This is a genomic window from Janibacter limosus, from assembly GCF_004295485.1.
Classification (GTDB): Bacteria; Actinomycetota; Actinomycetes; order Actinomycetales; family Dermatophilaceae; genus Janibacter; species Janibacter limosus_A.
Window position 1 is genome coordinate 1,026,797 of sequence record NZ_CP036164.1, and the last position, 17,632, is coordinate 1,044,428.

Sequence of the window (17,632 nt, forward strand, 5' to 3'; positions counted from 1 at the left end):
CCTCACCCCACGACGACGAGCAGGTCGCCCCCTTCGACCTGCTGGCGGCCACCGATCGCCAGCCGCGTGACGGTGCCGGCCTGCGGGGTGGTGATCGAGGCCTCCATCTTCATCGCCTCGATGGTCGCGACGGTGTCACCGGCCGCGACCTCGGCGCCTTCCTCGACCTGCAGCGTCACGACCCCGGCGAAGGGAGCCGCGACCTGACCGGCTGCGTTGGGGTCGGCCTTCTCCGCCGCCACGACCTCGGCGTCGACGGTGCGGTCGCGCACCTGGACCGGCCGCAGCTGGCCGTTGACGGTGCCCATGACCGTGCGCATGCCCAGCTCGTCGGGCTCGCTCACCGAGCTCAGCCCGATGGTGAGGGTCTTGCCCGGCTCGATCTCGACCTCGTGGTCCTCGCCCTGCTCCAGCCCGTGGAGGAAGAGCCCGGTGTCGAGCACCGAGGTGTCGCCGAAGGAGGTGCGGGCTGCGCGCATCTCCTGCGTCGGGCCCGGGAAGAGCAGCTCGTTGAGCGTCTCGCGAGGGGACTCCCGCAGCGCCTGCTCCTGCTCGGGAGTGAGGTCGGCGGTCGGGGGCTGCTCGCGCCGACCCTCGAGGGCCTTGGTGCGGAAGGGCTCGGGCCAACCGCCGGGCGGGTCGCCGAGGTCGCCGCGCAGGAACCCGATCACCGAGTCGGGGATGTCGAAGCGGGCCGGGTCGGACTCGAACTCCGCCGGGTCGGCGCCCAGGCCCACGAGGGACAATGCGAGGTCGCCGACGACCTTGCTGCTCGGGGTGACCTTGACGATGTTGCCGAGCATCGAGTTGGCCGCGGCGTACATGTCCTCGACCTCCTCGAAGCGCTCCCCGAGACCGAGCGCGATCGCCTGCTGGCGCAGGTTGGACAGCTGGCCGCCGGGGATCTCGTGCCGGTAGACCCGCCCGGTGGGGGAGGCCAGTCCGGACTCGAAGGGGGCGTAGAGGCGGCGCACTCCCTCCCAGTAGGGCTCGAGGGCGAAGACCTGCTCGATGTCCAGGCCGGTCGGTCGGTCCGTGCCGTCGGTGGCGCCGACGAGCGCGGACAGCGACGGCTGCGAGGTCGTCCCGGCCATCGTCGCGCTGGCGGCATCGACCGCGTCGACGCCCGCGTCGATCGCCGCGAGCAGGGTGCCGATCTGCCCACCCGCGGTGTCGTGCGTGTGCAGGTGGACCGGCAGGTCGAAGCGCTCGCGCAGGGCGCGCACCAGGGTGGCCGCCGCGGGGGCGCGCAGCAGCCCGGCCATGTCCTTGATCGCGAGGACGTGGGCGCCGGTCTCGACGATCTGCTCGGCGAGGCGCAGGTAGTAGTCGAGGGTGTAGAGCTCCTCGCGCGGGTCGAGGAGGTTGCCGGTGTAGCACAGCGCCACCTCGGCGACAGCGGTGTCGGTCGCCAGCACCGACTCGACGGCCGGGCGCATCTGGCTGACGTCGTTGAGTGAGTCGAAGATGCGGAAGATCGACAGCCCGCTGCGGGCGGCCTCGGTGACGAAGGCGTCGGTCACGGTGGTCGGGTACGGCGTGTAGCCGACGGTGTTGCGTCCACGCAGCAGCATCTGCAGGGCGACATTGGGCATCGCCTCGTGGAGCGCGGCCAGACGCTCCCACGGGTCCTCGTGGAGGAAGCGAAGGGCGACGTCGTAGGTCGCGCCGCCCCAGGCCTCGACCGAGAGCAGCTGCGGGGTGAGCCGCGAGACGTGCTCGGCCACGTGCAGCAGGTCGCGGGTGCGCACCCGGGTGGCGAGCAGGGACTGGTGTGCGTCGCGGAAGGTCGTGTCCGTGACCGGGACGTCCGTGCGCTGGCGCAGGTCGGTGGCGAAGCCGGCCGGGCCGAGCCGCAGGAGACGGTCCCGGCTCCCTTCGGGCCGCTCGCCGTCGGGCAGCTGCGGCAGCTTGGTACGCGGCCGCACGTCACTCTTGCGCGGGCCGTGCGGCTGGTTGACGGTCACGTCGGCGAGGTAGGCGAGCAGCTTGGTCGCCCGGTCCTTGCCGGTCGGCGCGTCGAGCAGCTGGGGGCGCTCGTCGATGAAGCTCGTGGTGACCTCGCCGGCCTGGAAGGCGGGGTCGCTGAGCACGCCCTCGAGGAAGGGGAGGTTGGTCGCGACCCCACGGACCCGGAACTCCGCCAGGGCCCGGCGGGCGCGGCGCACGGCCAGCGGGAAGGTCGCGGCGCGGCAGGTGAGCTTGACGAGCATGGAGTCGAAGTGGGCGCTGACCTCGGCGCCGACGAAGGTCGTGCCGCCGTCGAGGCGCACGCCCGAGCCGCCTGCGGAGCGGTAGGCCGAGATCGTGCCCGAGTCGGGACGGAAGCCGTTGGCCGGGTCCTCGGTGGTGATGCGGCACTGCAGCGCGAAGCCGTGGGTACTGATGTCCTCCTGCCGGTGACCGAGCTCGGCGAGCGTGGCCCCGGCGGCGATCTGCATCTGCATGACGACGAGGTCGACCTCGGTGACCTCCTCGGTCACGGTGTGCTCGACCTGGATGCGCGGGTTCATCTCGATGAAGACGTAGCGACCGTCCTCGCCGAGCAGGAACTCGACGGTGCCGGCGTTGACGTAGTCGATCGACTTCGCGAACTTCACCGCGTCGGCGCACATGCGCTTGCGCAGGTCCGGGTCGAGGTTGGGCGCGGGGGCGATCTCGACGACCTTCTGGTGGCGGCGCTGCACGGAGCAGTCGCGCTCGAAGAAGTGCAGGACCTCACCGCTGGAGTCGCCGACGACCTGCACCTCGATGTGCCGCGGATTGATCACAGCCTCCTCGAGGTACATCGTCGGGTCGCCGAAGGCGGACTCGGCCTCACGCTGGGCGGCCTCGAGGGCCTCGCGCAGGTCCTCGCGCCGCGCGACCCGGCGCATGCCACGCCCACCGCCGCCGCTGACGGCCTTGACGAAGATCGGGAAGCCCGCCTCCTCGGCGGCCCTCTCCAGGACGTCCAGGTCGGTGCTCGCCTCGGACCCACCGAGGGTGGGCAGGCCGGCCGCCTTGGCCGCGGCGATGGCGCGCGCCTTGTTGCCGGTGAGCTCGAGGACCTGCGCCGGCGGGCCGATGAAGGTGATGCCGTGGGCGGCGCACTCCTCGGCGAGCTGGGGGTTCTCCGACAGGAACCCGTAGCCGGGGTAGATCGCGTCGACGTCGGCCTCGACCGCCACGCGCACGATCTCCTCGGGGTCGAGGTAGGCGCGGACCGGGTGGCCCTCCTCTCCGATGAGGTAGGCCTCGTCGGCCTTCATCCGGTGCTCCGACAGCCGGTCCTCCACGGGGTAGACGGCGACGGTCGTGGCGTCGAGCTCGGTGGCCGCGCGGAAGGCGCGGATGGCGATCTCGCCTCGGTTGGCGACGAGGATCTTGCGGAACATGGTGCCTCCGGGGTGTGAGGGCGGTCTCACCGCCGAAGGTAGCGGTCGGTACCGACGAAGGGGAGTCCGGTTCCCATCGTGGGAACGGGCATAGGCTCCCGGGCGTGAGCAACCAGAGCGATCGTGAGCGGTGGGTCTCCGAGGACCCGGTGCACAAGCGTGCCGACCGGGACGACTTCGCGCGCGATCGTGGGCGGCTCATCCACTCGGCGGCCCTGCGGCGGTTGTCGGCCAAGACGCAGGTGCTCGGTCCGGGCAGCGACGACTTCGTGCGCAACCGGCTGACCCACAGCCTCGAGGTCGCCCAGATCGGCCGGGAGTTCGGCGGGGCCCTCGGATGTCGTGCGGACGTGGTGGAGGTGGCCTGCCTCGCCCACGACCTGGGGCATCCCCCCTTCGGCCACAACGGCGAGACCGCGCTCAACAAGGTCGCGGACGCCATCGGTGGCTTCGAGGGCAATGCGCAGACGCTGCGCATCCTCACCCGGCTCGAGCCCAAGCGGGTGCACCCCGACGGTCGCCCGGCAGGGCTCAACCTCACCCGCGCCAGCCTCGACGCAGCCACCAAGTACCCGTGGCGACGTGGTCACGGACCCTCTCCCACACCGAAGTTCGGCGCCTACGAGGACGACCTGCCGGTCTTCGACTGGATGCGCGAAGGGGGTCCCGGCGGCTTCGTCCGCTGCCTCGAGGCGGATGTCATGGACTGGTCGGACGACGTGGCCTACTCGGTGCACGACGTCGAGGACGCCATCGCGTCCGGGCGGCTGGAGCTGCGGCAGCTGCGTGACGCCCACGAGACGGACGCGGTCCTCGACATGGCAGTGCGCTTCTTCGCCGCTGACCTCGGCCGCGATGCGGTCGGGGAGGGGCTGGAGCGGATCCTCGCCACGGGCGCGGTGCCCGACTCCTACGACGGCTCCCGCGCGGCGCTCGCCGGGCTGAAGGACATGACCTCCCGGATCATCGGACGCTTCGTCCACGCCGCGGAGGAGGCCACCCGAGCGGTCCACGGCCCCGGTGACCTGGGGCGCTACGAGGCCCGGCTGGTCGTGCCGGACGACTCCCTGGCGGAGGTCGCTGTGCTCAAGGCGGTGGCCGCCCACTTCGTCATGTTCTCCGGGGAGCGTGACGACGAGTACCTGTACCAGCGTCAGGTGGTCGCCGACCTGGTCCGGTGGTTCGCGGCCGACCCCGAGGGACGACTCGACGCCGACCTCCGGTACGACCTCGCGGCGGCCGGCGACGATGCCGCCCGGCTGCGGGTGGTCGTCGACCAGGTCGCGGGGCTGACCGACGTGCGAGCGCTGGCGCTGCACTCCGCGCACTGCTGAGTGGCGACTGTCGTGGTCCTTCCGACGGACGGCTGACGGGCAGTCACCGGCGGCACCTAGACTCGGCCCCAGTCGGGTCGAGCGTGGAGGTGACCAGTGGCGGGACGGATCCGCGCAGAGGACGTGCAGGCGGTCAAGGAGCGCTCCTCGATCACCGACGTCGTCCGTGAGCACGTGAGCCTGCGTCCGGCGGGCATCGGCTCGATGAAGGGGTTGTGCCCCTTCCATGACGAGAAGACGCCGAGCTTCACCGTCCGCGAGACCGTCGGGGCCTACCACTGCTTCGGTTGTGGCGAGGGCGGCGACGTCATCTCCTTCGTGCAAAAGCTGGACCACCTCACCTTCGCCGAGTCCGTGGAGCGTCTCGCGGGCAAGCTCGGGATGGAGCTGCGCTACGACGAAGGGGGCGGCCCCCGTGACGGGGTCGGGCTCGGCAAGCGATCCCGCCTCATCGAGGCGCACCGAGCGGCCGCGGAGTTCTACCACTCCCGCCTCCTCGAGACGCCGGAGGCGCGGATCGGCCGTGACTTCCTGCGGGAGCGGGGCTTCGCGTCGCCGGAGGCCAAGCTCTTCGGCATCGGCTACGCGCCACGATCAGGGGAGGAGCTGGCCCGCCACCTGCGCGGCAAGGGCTTCACCGACGACGAGCTGACGATCGGCGGGCTGTGTGGCCGCGGGTCGCGCGGGCTGTACGACCGGTTCCGCGGACGCCTCATCTGGCCGATCCGCGACATCACCGGCGACACCATCGGCTTCGGTGCCCGGCACCTGTGGGACAACGACCGGATCGGCGCCAAGTACCTCAACACCACCGAGACCCCGATCTACAAGAAGTCGACGGTCCTCTACGGGCTCGACCTGGCCAAGAAGTCGATCCGCGACGAGCGCCAGGTCGTCGTCGTCGAGGGCTACACCGACGTCATGGCCGCGCACCTGTCCGGGGTCCAGGGCGCGGTGGCCACCTGCGGCACCGCCTTCGGCGAGGACCACATCAAGGTCATCCGCCGCATCGTGCGCGACGAGGCCGACCTCGCCCCGGCCAAGGTGATCTTCACCTTCGACGGGGACAAGGCCGGTCAGGGTGCGGCGATGAAGGCCTATGCCCAGGACGACAAGTGGGCCAGCCAGAGCTTCGTCGCCGTGGCCAAGGACGGCATGGACCCGTGCGACCTGCGGCTGCGCGAGGGCGACGCCGCCGTCCGCGACCTGGTCGAGGACGCCGTGCCGATGTTCGAGTTCGCGGTGCGCACGACGCTGGCGCGCTTCGACCTGCAGACGGCCGAGGGCCGGGTACGCGGGATGGGCGCCGTCGCGCCGATCATCAACAGCATCCGCGACTCCTCCCTGCGGCCCGAGTACGTGCGCACGGTCGCCGGCTGGGTCGGCGTCGAGGTCGAGCAGATGCGCGACGCGGTGACCCGGGCGGGTCGGATCCAGGCGCGAGCCGACTCGGGTGACAACCGAGCCAACCCCGAGACGCCCGAGCCGACGGCCGGCGAGGCCGCCTCGGGGGTCCCCACACCCGACCTGCGCGACCCGATCGTCAAGGCCGAGCGGCAGCTCCTGCAGTCGATGCTCCAGCACCCCTCGATGTTCTCGCCCGAGGACCTCGACGCGGTCGAGCCGGAGGGCTTCGCCGCCCCGGCCCACCGAGCCGTCTTCGCCGCCGTCCGGGAGGTCGGACCCCTCGACCAGGGGACGAGCCTGTCGGGCTGGCACGCCCGGATCGACGAGGCGACGCCGCTCGCCGTCGCGCCCCTCGTCGCCGAGCTGTCCGTCGCCCCCCTTCCCGTCGTCCATGACCAGTCCACCGGCGCGCCGCCCCCGCACTACACCCGCTCGCTGCTGGTGCGAGTGCGCGAGGTGGCGATCGGGCGCCGCATCTCCGACGCGATGTCGCAGATGCGGCGGCTCGCTGCCGACCCGTCCTCGGACCAGAGCGCCCTGCGCGAGCTGTCCCTGACCCTGCAGGGGCTCGAGCGCGAGCGCGCTGCCCTGCGAGCGGAGCTGCAATGAGTCCAGCGTGGAGTCGATGGCGGCGGGCCCGCGCGGTCCCCGTCCCCGAGGGCGTCGAGCTCGCGCGTGGCGAGCGGGTGCTCGCGACGGCAGCGACGACCGGTGACGAGGTCGTGGTCATCACGACCCACCGTCTCGTCGTGCCCGGGGGAGCGCTCGCCGGCGGCCGGCCCTGGCACCTGGTCGATCGGGGTCGGTGGGACCCCGAGACCGACGAGCTGTCGGTCACCTGGGTCGACCACGGACCCGCCGGGCAGTGGACGCTCACCGATGCCGGTGCGGTGCCCGACCTGCTGCGCGAGCGGGTGCAGGCGACGATCGTGCTCGTCGAGGAGGTCTCGGTCGACCGTCAGCGGCGCGCCAGGGTCGTCCTGCGCAAGGACCTGGCGTCCGGGAGGATGCTCGCCCAGACCATCGTCGGCCGAGGCTGCGACCCGGACGATCCTGACCTGGTGGCCGCGACCGAGGTGGTCGCCGACCGGCTGGCGGAGCAGATCGGCCTCGAGGGCTGAGGTCGCACGGCTGACGTCGCGCGGCTGATGTCCGGACGGCTGACGTCGCGCGGCTGACGTCCGCGCGGTGACCGGCCGTGGTCGCCGGGTCCCTCCCTTCCTATGGTGAGGACATGACCACCGACGCCCTGCCCGTGCTCGACCTCGCCGACCTCGACGCGGGCCCCGAGGCCGCCGAGCGGTTCCGCGAGCAGCTGCGCACGGCCACCCACGAGGTCGGCTTCTTCCACCTGCGTCACCACATCGAGCCCGCGGTCGTCGCGGAGCTCTTCGACGTCGCCCGACGCTTCTTCGCCCTGCCGGAGGAGGACAAGCGCGCGATCGAGATGATCCGCAGCCCGCAGTTCCGCGGGTGGACGCGGCTCGATGGTGAGCTGACCCAGGGGCAGGTCGACCATCGCGAGCAGATCGACGTCGGCTCCGAGCGTGAGGAGAGCGGCATCGTCGACCCGCCCTACATGCGCCTCGACGGCCCCAACCAGTGGCCGCAGGCGTTGCCCGAGCTGCGCGTCGTCCTCCAGGCGTGGATCGAGCGGCTGGAGGTGCTGAGTCACCGGCTGCTCGCGCAGTGGGCACTGTCACTGGGCGCCCCGGCCGACCACTTCGTCTCGACCTTCGACCCGGCGTCGATCCTGCTCAAGCTCGTCAAGTACCCCGGGACGGCCGACACCTCCCAGGGCGTCGGGGCGCACAGCGATCCCGGCATCCTCACGCTGCTGCTCATCGAGCCGGGCAAGGCCGGGTTGCAGGTGCAGGCGGGCGACGGGTGGATCGACGTGCCCCCGACCGAGGACTGCTTCGTCGTCAACATCGGCGAGCTCATGGAGGTGGCGACCGACGGCTATCTGCGCGCCACGCAGCACCGCGTCACCGCCCCCGCGCAGGGGAGCGAGCGGCTCTCGATCCCCTTCTTCTTCAACCCCGCGCTGGATGCCCCGGTGCCCTCCGTCGAGCTGCCGCCGCACCTCGCGGCGGAGGCGAAGGGCGTCACCCAGGACGCCGCAAATGTCATCGGGAGCCGCTACGGGGAAAACCTCCTGAAGGCTCGTCTGCGGGCCCACCCCGACGTCGCCGCGCTGCACCACGCCGACCTCGTCAGCCACGAGGAGTGAGTCCCAGCCCCCGTTTTCGTCTCACGGCCACCTTCTTGCTATGGTGGCGCAGCGCTTCGGCGCGATCCCCTGTAGCTCAATTGGCAGAGCAGCCGACTGTTAATCGGCAGGTTACTGGTTCGAGTCCAGTCGGGGGAGCAAGCAGAGCCCCTCACCCGCAACCCGGGTGAGGGGCTCTCGGCATTGCTGGGCTCGTTGCGGGGGTGCCGGGCCTCGGGGTCGGCCGGGGGTGCCGGGCCTCGGGTCGGTCGGGGGTGCCGGGCCTCGGTCCCGGGTCTGCTGACGGGTCAGCTCGAGCTGGGGGACCCGTCGGAGCTGGACGTGCTGGCAGGGCGCGGCTCGGGGCAGGCCTGCAGCTTCGGCGGGGTGGCCGTGCGCTTGCCGATCTGCTTGACGGTGCCCAGGTTGTCGCGCACCGAGCGCTTCCACTCGCCGTCCTCGACCATGGCCGCCAGGGCGTCGCGGACGTCCTTGCAGAGGGTGGTGTCCTCACGGCGCATGGCGACGCCCCAGCGCTCGCGGGTGAACGGCTTGCCGCTCGTGCGCCACTCGTCCGGGGGAGTGGAGGCCCGGGCGAAGCCCGCGAGGATCGCCGCGTCGGAGGTGACCGCATCGACCTTGTCCCGCTTGAGCAGGTCGACGCAGTCGGAGATGCGTGGTCGCACCGTCAGGTGCAGCCCGGGGTAGTTGGCGACCAGCTCGGTCGTCGACTGCGAGCCCTGGACGCTGCACACCGTCGAGCCCGACAGCTGGGAGGGCTTGCGGATCCTGCTGGTGGTGGGCACCAGCAGGTCCTGGCCCGTCGTCAGGTAGGGGCCGGCGAACGTGATCTGATCGGCTCGTTCGGGCGTGATCGAGTAGGCGGCGAGGACCAGGTCGACCTGGCCGGTGGCCAGCAGCGTCTCGCGCTGATCGGTCTGTGCCTCGACGAAGGTGATCCGCGAGATGCCCAGGTAGCGCGCGATGTAGCGCGCGACGTCGGCGTCCAGGCCGCTGTAGGTGTCGGCCTCACGCAGGCCCACACCGGGTTGGTCGAAGGAGATGCCCACCCGCAGGGTGCCCGGCAGCTCGGTCTCGTTCAGGGAGGGACTCGATGTGGTGCTCGAGGAGGTGCTGGTCCCGCTCGTCGTGGTGCTCGAGGAGGTGCTGGTCCCGCTCGTCGTGGTGCTCGAGGAGGTCGTCGAGCTGGTGGACACCGGTGCGGGGGAGTCGGTGGGGCCGACATCCACGGATCGCACGCACGCGGTCAGGAGGGTAGCGGTGAGCGCGGCTGTGGTCAGCACGCGGACTCGGCGCACGTCATCCCCCTTCGTCGGACGGGTCCATCCTCTCAGGTCCCGACCGTCGACGAAGGGGTGATGGGCCGCCTCGTGCCTCAGCGTTTGACGGTCGAGGAGGTGCGCCCGAAGGTCGTGCTGGTGTCGGCCGTCGACAGACGCCAGTAGCGGGCCGTCGACGCGTAGGCCTTGACGCTGACCCGTCCGTACCGATCGGCGATCGGGCTGGCCACCCACCTCCACGAGCAGGACGAGCAGTTCTTCGCCCGCAGGACGACCTTCTGCCCGGCCCAGGCGCGGTAGGTCTCGTAGTTGAGGGAGTACCGGGTGGCCGTGCCCTTGACCGTCACGTAGTTGCCGCTGCGGCTGCTGCTGATGGACGTCCTGGAGCCGATCTTGACGGTCATGGTCCGCGAGTTCTGAAGCATGTCGTCGTAGTTGTGGTCGTAGGCGTAGTCAGGTCGGACCGAGTAGGTGCCGAGGGGTGACCAGTCGTACCAGTCCTCGGTGTCCGTCGAGGCACCGTCGAAGTTGAAGGAACCCTCGTACCCTTGGGTCGGGTGCATCAGGTCCCACCAGCCGGACTGGGCGTACGAGAGGCAGCCCGGGCTGAAGGAGGCCGTGATCGTCCGGTAGGGGCTGGAGATGGCCACCCGGCTCGGCACGGTGATGTTGCAGGAGTACGCGGTCTGCGCGGTCGGTACGGCCTGCGAGGACGGAGCCGCGACGGTCATGAGGGTCAGGGGAAACAGGGATGCGGCGACGGCGGCCGCGAGGCGTTGGAGCATGGGTGACCTCGGATCAGGACGAAGGGCGGAGCCCGGGCGACGCCCGGACAACTCGAAGAGTAGGGCTGAGCGCCGACAATGACCATGACCGGTTCGCGGACTCGTCACCGGCGAAGCATGCGGTGGGGCGACTGGGGCTTGAACCCAGGACCGACGGATTATGAGTCCGGTGCTCTGACCGACTGAGCTACCGCCCCGAACGCCCGAGGGCGTCGGCGTGAGGCTACCTTGTCGGCGGTGAAACGACTGAGGTGCCCGGGGCCATCGTGAGGGCTGGTGCTCTTGTGGTACTTGGGGCACAATGGCCGCACAACCGAATATCGTCGAGCAGCACACCACGAAGTCTCATGCGTGCAGCAGCTTGATCCACGAGACAGTGCCTGGCGTTGGGGAAGACGTCCATCGCACTCAAGGAGGATCGAGATGTCTGCAGGAAAGCGCGTCAGTACGCGAGGTGTGGTGTTTATCCACAGCACCCCGACGGCCCTGTGCCCCCACATCACGTGGGCGCTCGAGTCCGTGCTGGGTCAGGCTGTGTCACTGGACTGGACCGAGCAGCAGCTCGGCCGGTCGCTCAAACGCGCCGAGTTCTCCTGGACGGGCGACCCCGGCACCGGCGCCAAGCTGGCCTCCGCCCTGCGCGGTTGGGACAACGTGCGCTACGAGGTCACCGAGGAGCCCACCCCGGGTCTGGACGGCTCCCGCTGGAGCCACACGCCGACCCTCGGCATCCACCACGCCACCATCTCGGCATCCGGTGATGTCGTCCTGCACGAGAACCGTCTCCGCGAGGTCATGACCCTCGCCCAGGGCGCCGGCGAGGCCGTCGAGGACATGCTCGGTGAGCTGCTCGGCGAGGCTTGGGACGCCGAGCTCGAGCCCTTCCGTCACGCCGGCGACGGTGCCCCCGTGCGTTGGCTGCACAAGCTCGGCTGACCCCTCCACCGGACTCCACTACGAAGGGCGCCGCGCACCCTCCTTGGCGCGGCGCCCTTCGTCATGCCCGGATGGGGCTGCCGGGTGCTAGTCCTCGGCGCCAGCCGCGACCGGCGCGGTCGGGATCGCCTCGGCGGACGTGCGTCCCCGGCGATTGATCCGACGCTCGAGCAGCCCGGCGAGGGCGGTGAGTGCCCAGTTCACCGTGATGAAGATCAGGGCGACGACGACGAGCGCGGCGAAGATGTTGGAGTGCAGGGACGAGAGGTTCTGGCCCTGCTGGAGCAGCTCCGGGTAGGTGATGACGGTGCCGAGCGCGGTGTCCTTCAGGATGACGACGAGCTGGCTGACCAGCGCTGGCAGCATCGCGGTCACGGCCTGCGGAATCTGGATCGAGCGCAGCACCTGGTTGGGCGAGAGACCCACCGACAGGCCGGCCTCTCGCTGCCCGGCAGGCAGCGAGTGCACTCCTGAGCGCAACAGCTCGGCCATGACGGCGCCGTTGTACAGGGTCAGTGCGGTGACGACAGCGGCGAGCGGATTGATCTCCGCGGAGAAGACGCCGTTGTAGGCGTAGATGCCGAAGAAGAAGATCATCATGATCAGCACGGGGATGGCGCGGAAGAACTCCACGACAGCACTGCTGATGATGCGCACGAGCCGGCTCTGGGAGAGCCGGCCGGTGCCGAAGACGAAGCCGAAGATGCTCGCGCCGATGACCGAGAGACCAGCGGCCTTGAGGGTGTTCCACAGACCAAGGAGCAGGTAGTAGCGCCAGGTGGACCACGTGGCCATCGGTGACCACTTCGCGCCGGAGAACTCCTCGTACTCGTTGAGCTTGCCCACGACGACCCAGGCGATGGCGACGGCCACGACGATGCCGAGGACGGCGATGATCCGGTAGCGGGCTCGTGCCTTGGGGCCGGGGTTGTCGAAGAGGACGCTGGCACTCATCGCTTGACCGCCATCCGACGCGAGAGGCTCGTCAGGCCGATGCCGATCGGCAGGGTGACGATGATGAAGAAGCCGGCCACGAGGGCGAAGGTCACGTAGTTCAGGTCGGCCCGCAGCTCGATCGCCGAGCTCATCAGGGCTGCCGTCTCGGCGACGCCGATGGCGGCGGCGACCGTGGTGTTCTTGATGAGGGCGATGGTCACCGAGGCGAGCGGCGTGATCGCCCCCCGAAGGGCCTGTGGGAGGACGACGTTGGTGAGGTTCTGGGTGAAGGTCAACCCGAGGGAGCGGGCCGCCTCGGCCTGGCCCGGCGGCACGGTGTTGATGCCGCTGCGAATCGCCTCGCAGACGAAGGCCGCGTGGTAGACCGCCAGCCCGACGATGGCCCATCGCACGCCGTTGTCGGCGATGGATGTCGGGCTCGCCTCGTCGGCGAGGTTGATGCCGAGGTCGTAGAGCATGACGAAGATGGTGAAGGTGAGGATCAGGGTCAGCGGGGTGTTGCGGATGATGTTGACGTAGGCGGCACCCACGAAGCGAAACATCGCCACCGGCGACACCCGCATGATCGCCACGATCGTCCCGATCACCATGGCTCCGACGAGGGAGAAGGCGGCCAGCTTGATGGTCAGCCAGAAGGCTCCCCACACGTCGAACTGCTGGAAGAGCTCGTTCATCCACTACTCCTTACGAGCGAACTATGGTGCTGAAGAGATCGGGCGGGGGGCGGTGGGGTTGGGCAGAGGTGCCAGCCCAACCCCACCGCTCACATCAGGAGCAGGCGTCGAGCTTCGGCGGGTTGGTCTTGGCGTCCACCTTGAAGCCCGCCGGGCCGAAGTTGGCCTCGACGGCCTTGTCCCAGGCACCGTCCTCGACCATCTTGGTCAGGGCCTTGTTGACGTCCTCGCACAGCGCGGTGTCGCCCTTCTTCAGCCCGACGCCGTACCGCTCCTCGGAGAAGGGAGCACCGACGACCTTGAGCGTGCCCTTGTACTGGTCCTGCGCCGCGTAGCCGGCGAGGATCGTGTCGTCCGTCGTCAGGGCGTCGAGCTGGCCCTTGGAGACGGCCTCGGCGCACTTGGAGTAGGTGTCGAACTCCTGCAGATTGACGCCGGGGACCTCCTTCTTGACATTGTCGGCGGAGGTCGAGCCGGTGACCGAGCACAGCTTCTTGCCGTCGAGGTCCTTGGGGCCCTTGATCGTGGAGTCGGTGGCCACGAGCAGGTCCTGACCGGCGATGAAGTAGGGGCCGGCGAAGGAGACCTTCTGCTTGCGCTCGTCGGTGATCGAGTAGGTGGCGAAGATCAGGTCCACCTGGCCGGTCGCGATGAGGTCCTCGCGCTGCTTGCTCGGCGCCTGGACGAACTGCACATCGGTCTTGCCGAGCTCCTTGGCGACGTAGTTGGCGACGTCGACGTCGAACCCGGTGTAGGTGTTGCCCTCCTTGAGGCCGAGCCCCGGCTGGTCGAACTTGATGCCGACCTTGATGCTCTCGCCGCCGGCGCCACCGCCGGCGCCGTCGTCACCGCCGCCGTCGTCGCTGCCACAGGCCGCGAGGCCGGCCGCAAGGACGAGGGTGAATGCTGCTGCGCCGATTCGTCGCGTGATCATGGTGCTCCTCCTGGGTTGTCCGCGGGCCACTCCCTGTGATCCGCGGTCCTGCTCTGGTGCGTGCGTGACGTGGTGTGCTGGTCAGTGGCTGAGGATCTTGCCGAGGAAGTCCTTGGCCCGATCGCTCTTCGGATTGGTGAAGAACTCCTCGGGCGTGTCCGACTCGACGATCTGCCCGTCGGCCATGAAGACGACCCGGTCGGCTGCCCGCCGGGCGAAGCCCATCTCGTGGGTGACGACGACCATCGTCATGCCGGACTGGGCCAGCTGGGTCATCACGTCGAGGACCTCGTTGATCATCTCGGGGTCGAGGGCCGAGGTCGGCTCGTCGAAGAGCATGACCTTGGGGTCCATGGCCAGGGAGCGGGCGATCGCCACGCGCTGCTGCTGCCCGCCGGAGAGCTGCGCGGGGAACTTCGAGGACTGGGCCTCGACACCGACCCTGGTCAGCAGCTCGTGGGCGCGCTGGTTGGCCTCGGCCTTGGACTTCTTGCGCACCTTCATCGGGCCGAGGGTGACGTTGTCGAGGATCGACTTGTGCGCGAAGAGGTTGAAGGACTGGAAGACCATGCCGACATCGGCCCGCAGACGGGCCAGCGCCTTGCCCTCCTCGGGCAGCGGCACACCGTCGATGGTGATGCTGCCGGACTCGAAGGTCTCGAGACGGTTGATCGTGCGGCACAAGGTCGACTTGCCCGACCCGGAGGGCCCGATGACGACGACGACCTCGCCCTTGCCGATCGTCAGGTTGATGTCCTTGAGGACGTGCAGCTGACCGAAGTGCTTGTTGACATCGGTGAGCACGACGAGGGGTTCATGGGTGACGCTGTCGCTCGACATGTGGTCGAACCTAGTCGCTCACACGTGTGCCGGGTCACACCAACAGGCCGGCGTGACCTGAGTGAGACACTCGGTCACGCCGGCCTGTCGGGTCGGGCGTGGGTGGGACGCGCGTCGGGCTCGTGCCCGAGGTGCGCGGGCCGCGGGTCAGAGCGGGATGTTGCCGTGCTCCCCACGTCGGGCGGGCGCCTCGGCCAGTGCCTGGGCGATCGCCGAGCGGGTGCGGGTGGGCTCGACGATCTCGTCGACCACGCCGATCTCCACGGCCCGCTCCAGACCGCCCGAGAGGCGGTCGTGCTCGTCGGCGAGCTGCTGCTCGACCTCGGCCAGCTCCGACTCGTCGACCTCCGCCAGGCGGCGCCGGTGCAGGATGCGGATCGCGGCGACGGAGCCCATGACCGCGACGTGCGCGTCGGGCCAGGCGAAGACCTTGGTGGCACCGAGCGAGCGCGAGTTCATCGCGATGTAGGCGCCGCCGTAGGTCTTGCGGGTCACGACCGTCACCCGCGGAACGACGGCCTCGGCGAAGGCGTGCAGGAGCTTGGCCCCGCGTCGCACGACGCCGTCCCACTCCTGGCCGACACCGGGCAGGTAGCCGGGGACGTCGACGAGCACGACGAGCGGGACACCGAAGGCGTCGCACATCCGCACGAAGCGGGCGGCCTTCTCCGCCGAGGAGGAGTCGAGACACCCGCCCAGACGCATCGGGTTGTTGGCGACGACACCCACGGTGCGTCCACCCATGCGGCCGAGCGTCGTGACGATGTTGGGGGCCCACCGGCCGTGCAGCTCCTGCACCTCGCCGGAGTCGAGCAGCTGCTCCACGAGCGGGTGCACGTCGTAGGCACGCTTGGCCGACTCGGGCAGCTGCTCGGCGAGGTCGACGTCGTTGACGCCGCTCACGTCGAAGCTGCCCTGGTCAGCGAGCAGGCGACACAGCGTGCCGGCCCGCTCGAAGGAGTCCTCGATCGAGTCGGCGAGCACGTGGACGACACCGGAGCGACGACCGTGCGGCTCGGGACCACCCAGGCGAAGGGCGTCGACGTCCTCTCCGGTGACCGACCGGACGACATCGGGTCCGGTGACGAAGATGCGCCCCTCCGGGGCGAGGATGACGATGTCGGTCAGCGCCGGGCCGTAGGCGGCGCCACCGGCGGCGGCGCCGATGACGACGGAGATCTGGGGGATCGTGCCCGAGGCCCGGGTCATGATCGCGAAGACCTCACCGACGGCGTGCAGCGAGACGACGCCCTCGGGCAGTCGGGCGCCACCGGAGTGCCACAGGCCCACGATCGGCAGCCCGTCGGCGAGCGCGCGCTCGTAGGCGGCGACGACGACCTTGCAGCCGGCGACGCCCATCGCGCCGCCCATGATCGTGGCGTCGGAGGCGAAGACGACGACCGGCTGGCCGCCGACCGTGCCCGTCGCGGCGAGCATCCCCGAGTCGTCGTCCTGCGTGATCAGCTCGAGCGAGCCGTCGTCGAGGAAGGCGGCGAGGCGGTGGTTGGGGTTACGGGGGTCCTCCTCGCGGGGGACCTTGACGCGCTTGCCGACAGCGGCCGAGGCGGCACTGGGCTGGCGGGTCATGCGAAGGTCCTGAAGGCCAGGGCGACGTTGTGCCCACCGAATCCGAAGGAGTTGTCGAGCACGAGCAGGTCCCCGTCGCCGAGGGGGCGGGGGGTGTCCCGGACGACGTCCAGGGTGACCGCCGGGTCGAGGTTGTCGATGTTGATGGTCGGGGGAGCGACCCGGTCACGCACCGCCTGCACGGAGAAGACGGCCTCGAGGGCGCCGGCGGCGCCCAGGAGGTGCCCGGTCATCGACTTGGTCCCGCTGACGGCCATGTGGTCGGCGTCGTCACCGAAGGCCCGCCGGATCGCGGCGACCTCCGCGACGTCACCGACGGGAGTCGAGGTCGCGTGCGCGTTGATGTGGCACAGGTCCGCGGGCGTGGCGCCCGCGTCGCGGACGGCGTCGGCCATCGCCCGCGAGGCACCGGCACCCTCGGGCTCGGGAGCGGCGATGTGGTGGCTGTCCGCGCTCACGCCGAAGCCGGCGAGCTCGCAGATGATGTTGGCGCCGCGGGCCCGGGCGTGCTCCTCGGACTCGAGGATGAGGATGGCCGCACCCTCGCCGAGGACGAAGCCGTCACGGTCGGTGTCGTAGGGGCGCGAGGCCGTCTGCGGGGAGTCGTTGCGCGTCGACAGCGCCTGCATCGCGGCGAAGCCGGAGATGGGCAGCGGGTGGATGGACGCCTCGGCGCCACCGGCGATGACGACATCGGCCAGGCCCTCACGGATGAGGTGGGCGCCGTAGCCGATCGACTCGGCACCGGAGGAGCAGGCGGACACGAGTGTGTGCGCGCCGGCGCGGGCACCGAACTCGAGCGAGACCGTGCCGGCCGCCGAGTTGGGCATGAGCATCGGGATCGACAGCGGGTAGACGCGGCGAGGACCCTTGGTACGCAAGGCCTCCCACGCGGTGAGCAGGGTCTGGACGCCGCCGATGCCGGTGCCGACCGCGCTGGCGAGCCGCTCGGGCTCGACCTCGGGGGAGCCGGCGTTGGCCCACGCCTCACGCGAGGCCACGAGGGCGTACTGGGCGAAGGGGTCCAGACGCTTGGTCTCGACCTTCTTGAGCACCTCGGCGGCCGGGACGGTCAGCTGCGCGGCGAAGCTGACGGGCAGCTCGAACTCCTCGACCCACGACTCGTCGAGGGTGGCGGCGCCGGGGCGTCCGGCGAGGATCGCCTGCCAGGTCTCCTCGGCGGTGCCGCCGAGCGGGGTCGTGGCGCCGAGGCCGGTGACGACGACGGTGGGCCGGGGAGAAGTCATTCGGGGCTCCTGTGGGTGAGGGGAGTGGGGCCGGGCGGTTC

Annotated in this window: 14 protein-coding genes and 2 tRNA genes; 6 read left to right on the forward strand and 10 right to left on the reverse strand. The window is 70.4% G+C overall.

What is annotated here, in order from left to right:
- Positions 1–2: 2 nt before the first annotated feature.
- Positions 3–3,377: a pyruvate carboxylase gene (locus EXU32_RS04985; RefSeq protein ID WP_130628910.1), complete on the reverse strand. Its 3,375-nt coding sequence runs from the start codon at positions 3,375–3,377 to the stop codon at positions 3–5.
- 104 nt (positions 3,378–3,481) lie between these two features.
- Here EXU32_RS04985 and EXU32_RS04990 point away from each other — a divergent pair, with 104 nt between their 5' ends.
- The 5 genes from EXU32_RS04990 (at position 3,482) to EXU32_RS05010 (ending at position 8,489) form a co-directional block, all read left to right on the forward strand.
- A complete protein-coding gene (locus tag EXU32_RS04990; protein ID WP_130628911.1) occupies positions 3,482–4,711 on the forward strand; it encodes a deoxyguanosinetriphosphate triphosphohydrolase in 1,230 nt (409 codons plus the stop codon).
- Between the two features lie 96 nt (positions 4,712–4,807).
- Entirely contained in the window at positions 4,808–6,727 is a 1,920-nt protein-coding gene (gene dnaG / locus EXU32_RS04995; protein ID WP_130628912.1) for a DNA primase, read from the forward strand.
- Positions 6,724–7,239 (forward strand): hypothetical protein, encoded by a 516-nt coding sequence (locus EXU32_RS05000; RefSeq protein ID WP_130628913.1) that lies wholly within the window; start codon positions 6,724–6,726, stop codon positions 7,237–7,239. The genes dnaG and EXU32_RS05000 overlap by 4 nt, the downstream gene beginning before the upstream one ends.
- Positions 7,240–7,352: 113 nt before the next feature.
- Complete coding sequence (locus EXU32_RS05005; RefSeq protein WP_130628914.1) at positions 7,353–8,351, forward strand: isopenicillin N synthase family dioxygenase; 999 nt, start codon at positions 7,353–7,355, stop codon at positions 8,349–8,351.
- A 65-nt stretch (positions 8,352–8,416) separates the two neighbouring features.
- Positions 8,417–8,489, forward strand: a tRNA-Asn gene (locus EXU32_RS05010).
- 149 nt (positions 8,490–8,638) lie between these two features.
- On the opposite strand, the gene EXU32_RS17125 is transcribed toward EXU32_RS05010, so the two are convergent.
- The 3 genes from EXU32_RS17125 to EXU32_RS05025 form a co-directional block, all read right to left on the reverse strand.
- Entirely contained in the window at positions 8,639–9,589 is a 951-nt protein-coding gene (locus EXU32_RS17125) for a glutamate ABC transporter substrate-binding protein (RefSeq protein ID WP_165399580.1), read from the reverse strand.
- A gap of 137 nt (positions 9,590–9,726) precedes the next feature.
- A complete protein-coding gene (locus tag EXU32_RS05020) occupies positions 9,727–10,416 on the reverse strand; it encodes a hypothetical protein (RefSeq protein WP_130628915.1) in 690 nt (229 codons plus the stop codon).
- A gap of 123 nt (positions 10,417–10,539) precedes the next feature.
- A tRNA-Ile gene (locus EXU32_RS05025) sits at positions 10,540–10,613 on the reverse strand.
- Between the two features lie 226 nt (positions 10,614–10,839).
- Between EXU32_RS05025 and EXU32_RS05030 the strand changes: the two genes are divergently transcribed.
- Entirely contained in the window at positions 10,840–11,352 is a 513-nt protein-coding gene (locus EXU32_RS05030; protein WP_165399581.1) for a DUF3145 domain-containing protein, read from the forward strand.
- Between the two features lie 87 nt (positions 11,353–11,439).
- Here the strand turns inward: EXU32_RS05030 and EXU32_RS05035 are convergent, their stop codons facing one another.
- The 6 genes from EXU32_RS05035 to fabF all read right to left on the reverse strand — a co-directional run bounded on the left by EXU32_RS05035 (position 11,440) and on the right by fabF (position 17,591).
- Positions 11,440–12,306, reverse strand: a complete 867-nt coding sequence (locus EXU32_RS05035; protein ID WP_130628917.1) for an amino acid ABC transporter permease — start codon at positions 12,304–12,306, stop codon at positions 11,440–11,442.
- Positions 12,303–12,983 (reverse strand): amino acid ABC transporter permease, encoded by a 681-nt coding sequence (locus EXU32_RS05040; RefSeq protein ID WP_130628918.1) that lies wholly within the window; start codon positions 12,981–12,983, stop codon positions 12,303–12,305. The genes EXU32_RS05035 and EXU32_RS05040 overlap by 4 nt, the downstream gene beginning before the upstream one ends.
- Before the next feature lie 94 nt (positions 12,984–13,077).
- The gene (locus tag EXU32_RS05045; RefSeq protein ID WP_130628919.1) at positions 13,078–13,917 is read right to left on the reverse strand and encodes a glutamate ABC transporter substrate-binding protein; all 840 of its coding nucleotides are present in this window, start codon (positions 13,915–13,917) and stop codon (positions 13,078–13,080) included.
- Between the two features lie 81 nt (positions 13,918–13,998).
- Entirely contained in the window at positions 13,999–14,757 is a 759-nt protein-coding gene (locus tag EXU32_RS05050) for an amino acid ABC transporter ATP-binding protein (protein ID WP_130628920.1), read from the reverse strand.
- A 147-nt stretch (positions 14,758–14,904) separates the two neighbouring features.
- Entirely contained in the window at positions 14,905–16,344 is a 1,440-nt protein-coding gene (locus EXU32_RS05055; RefSeq protein ID WP_130628921.1) for an acyl-CoA carboxylase subunit beta, read from the reverse strand.
- Positions 16,341–17,591 carry a beta-ketoacyl-ACP synthase II gene (fabF, locus tag EXU32_RS05060; RefSeq protein WP_130628922.1) on the reverse strand — a complete coding sequence of 417 codons (1,251 nt, stop codon included), beginning with the start codon at positions 17,589–17,591 and terminating at the stop codon, positions 16,341–16,343. The genes EXU32_RS05055 and fabF overlap by 4 nt, the downstream gene beginning before the upstream one ends.
- Positions 17,592–17,632: the final 41 nt, after the last annotated feature.

What these genes read in the sequence shown, in the direction of transcription:
- EXU32_RS04985 (WP_130628910.1), bottom strand. Translation starts at nt 3,377, where the DNA reads ATGTTCCGCAAGATCCTCGTCGCCAACCGAGGCGAGATCGCCATCCGC.
- EXU32_RS05000 (WP_130628913.1), top strand. Translation starts at nt 6,724, where the DNA reads ATGAGTCCAGCGTGGAGTCGATGGCGGCGGGCCCGCGCGGTCCCCGTC.
- EXU32_RS05005 (WP_130628914.1), top strand. Translation starts at nt 7,353, where the DNA reads ATGACCACCGACGCCCTGCCCGTGCTCGACCTCGCCGACCTCGACGCG.
- EXU32_RS05020 (WP_130628915.1), bottom strand. Translation starts at nt 10,416, where the DNA reads ATGCTCCAACGCCTCGCGGCCGCCGTCGCCGCATCCCTGTTTCCCCTG.
- EXU32_RS05030 (WP_165399581.1), top strand. Translation starts at nt 10,840, where the DNA reads ATGTCTGCAGGAAAGCGCGTCAGTACGCGAGGTGTGGTGTTTATCCAC.
- EXU32_RS05035 (WP_130628917.1), bottom strand. Translation starts at nt 12,306, where the DNA reads ATGAGTGCCAGCGTCCTCTTCGACAACCCCGGCCCCAAGGCACGAGCC.
- EXU32_RS05040 (WP_130628918.1), bottom strand. Translation starts at nt 12,983, where the DNA reads ATGAACGAGCTCTTCCAGCAGTTCGACGTGTGGGGAGCCTTCTGGCTG.
- EXU32_RS05045 (WP_130628919.1), bottom strand. Translation starts at nt 13,917, where the DNA reads ATGATCACGCGACGAATCGGCGCAGCAGCATTCACCCTCGTCCTTGCG.
- EXU32_RS05050 (WP_130628920.1), bottom strand. Translation starts at nt 14,757, where the DNA reads ATGTCGAGCGACAGCGTCACCCATGAACCCCTCGTCGTGCTCACCGAT.
- EXU32_RS05055 (WP_130628921.1), bottom strand. Translation starts at nt 16,344, where the DNA reads ATGACCCGCCAGCCCAGTGCCGCCTCGGCCGCTGTCGGCAAGCGCGTC.
- fabF (WP_130628922.1), bottom strand. Translation starts at nt 17,591, where the DNA reads ATGACTTCTCCCCGGCCCACCGTCGTCGTCACCGGCCTCGGCGCCACG.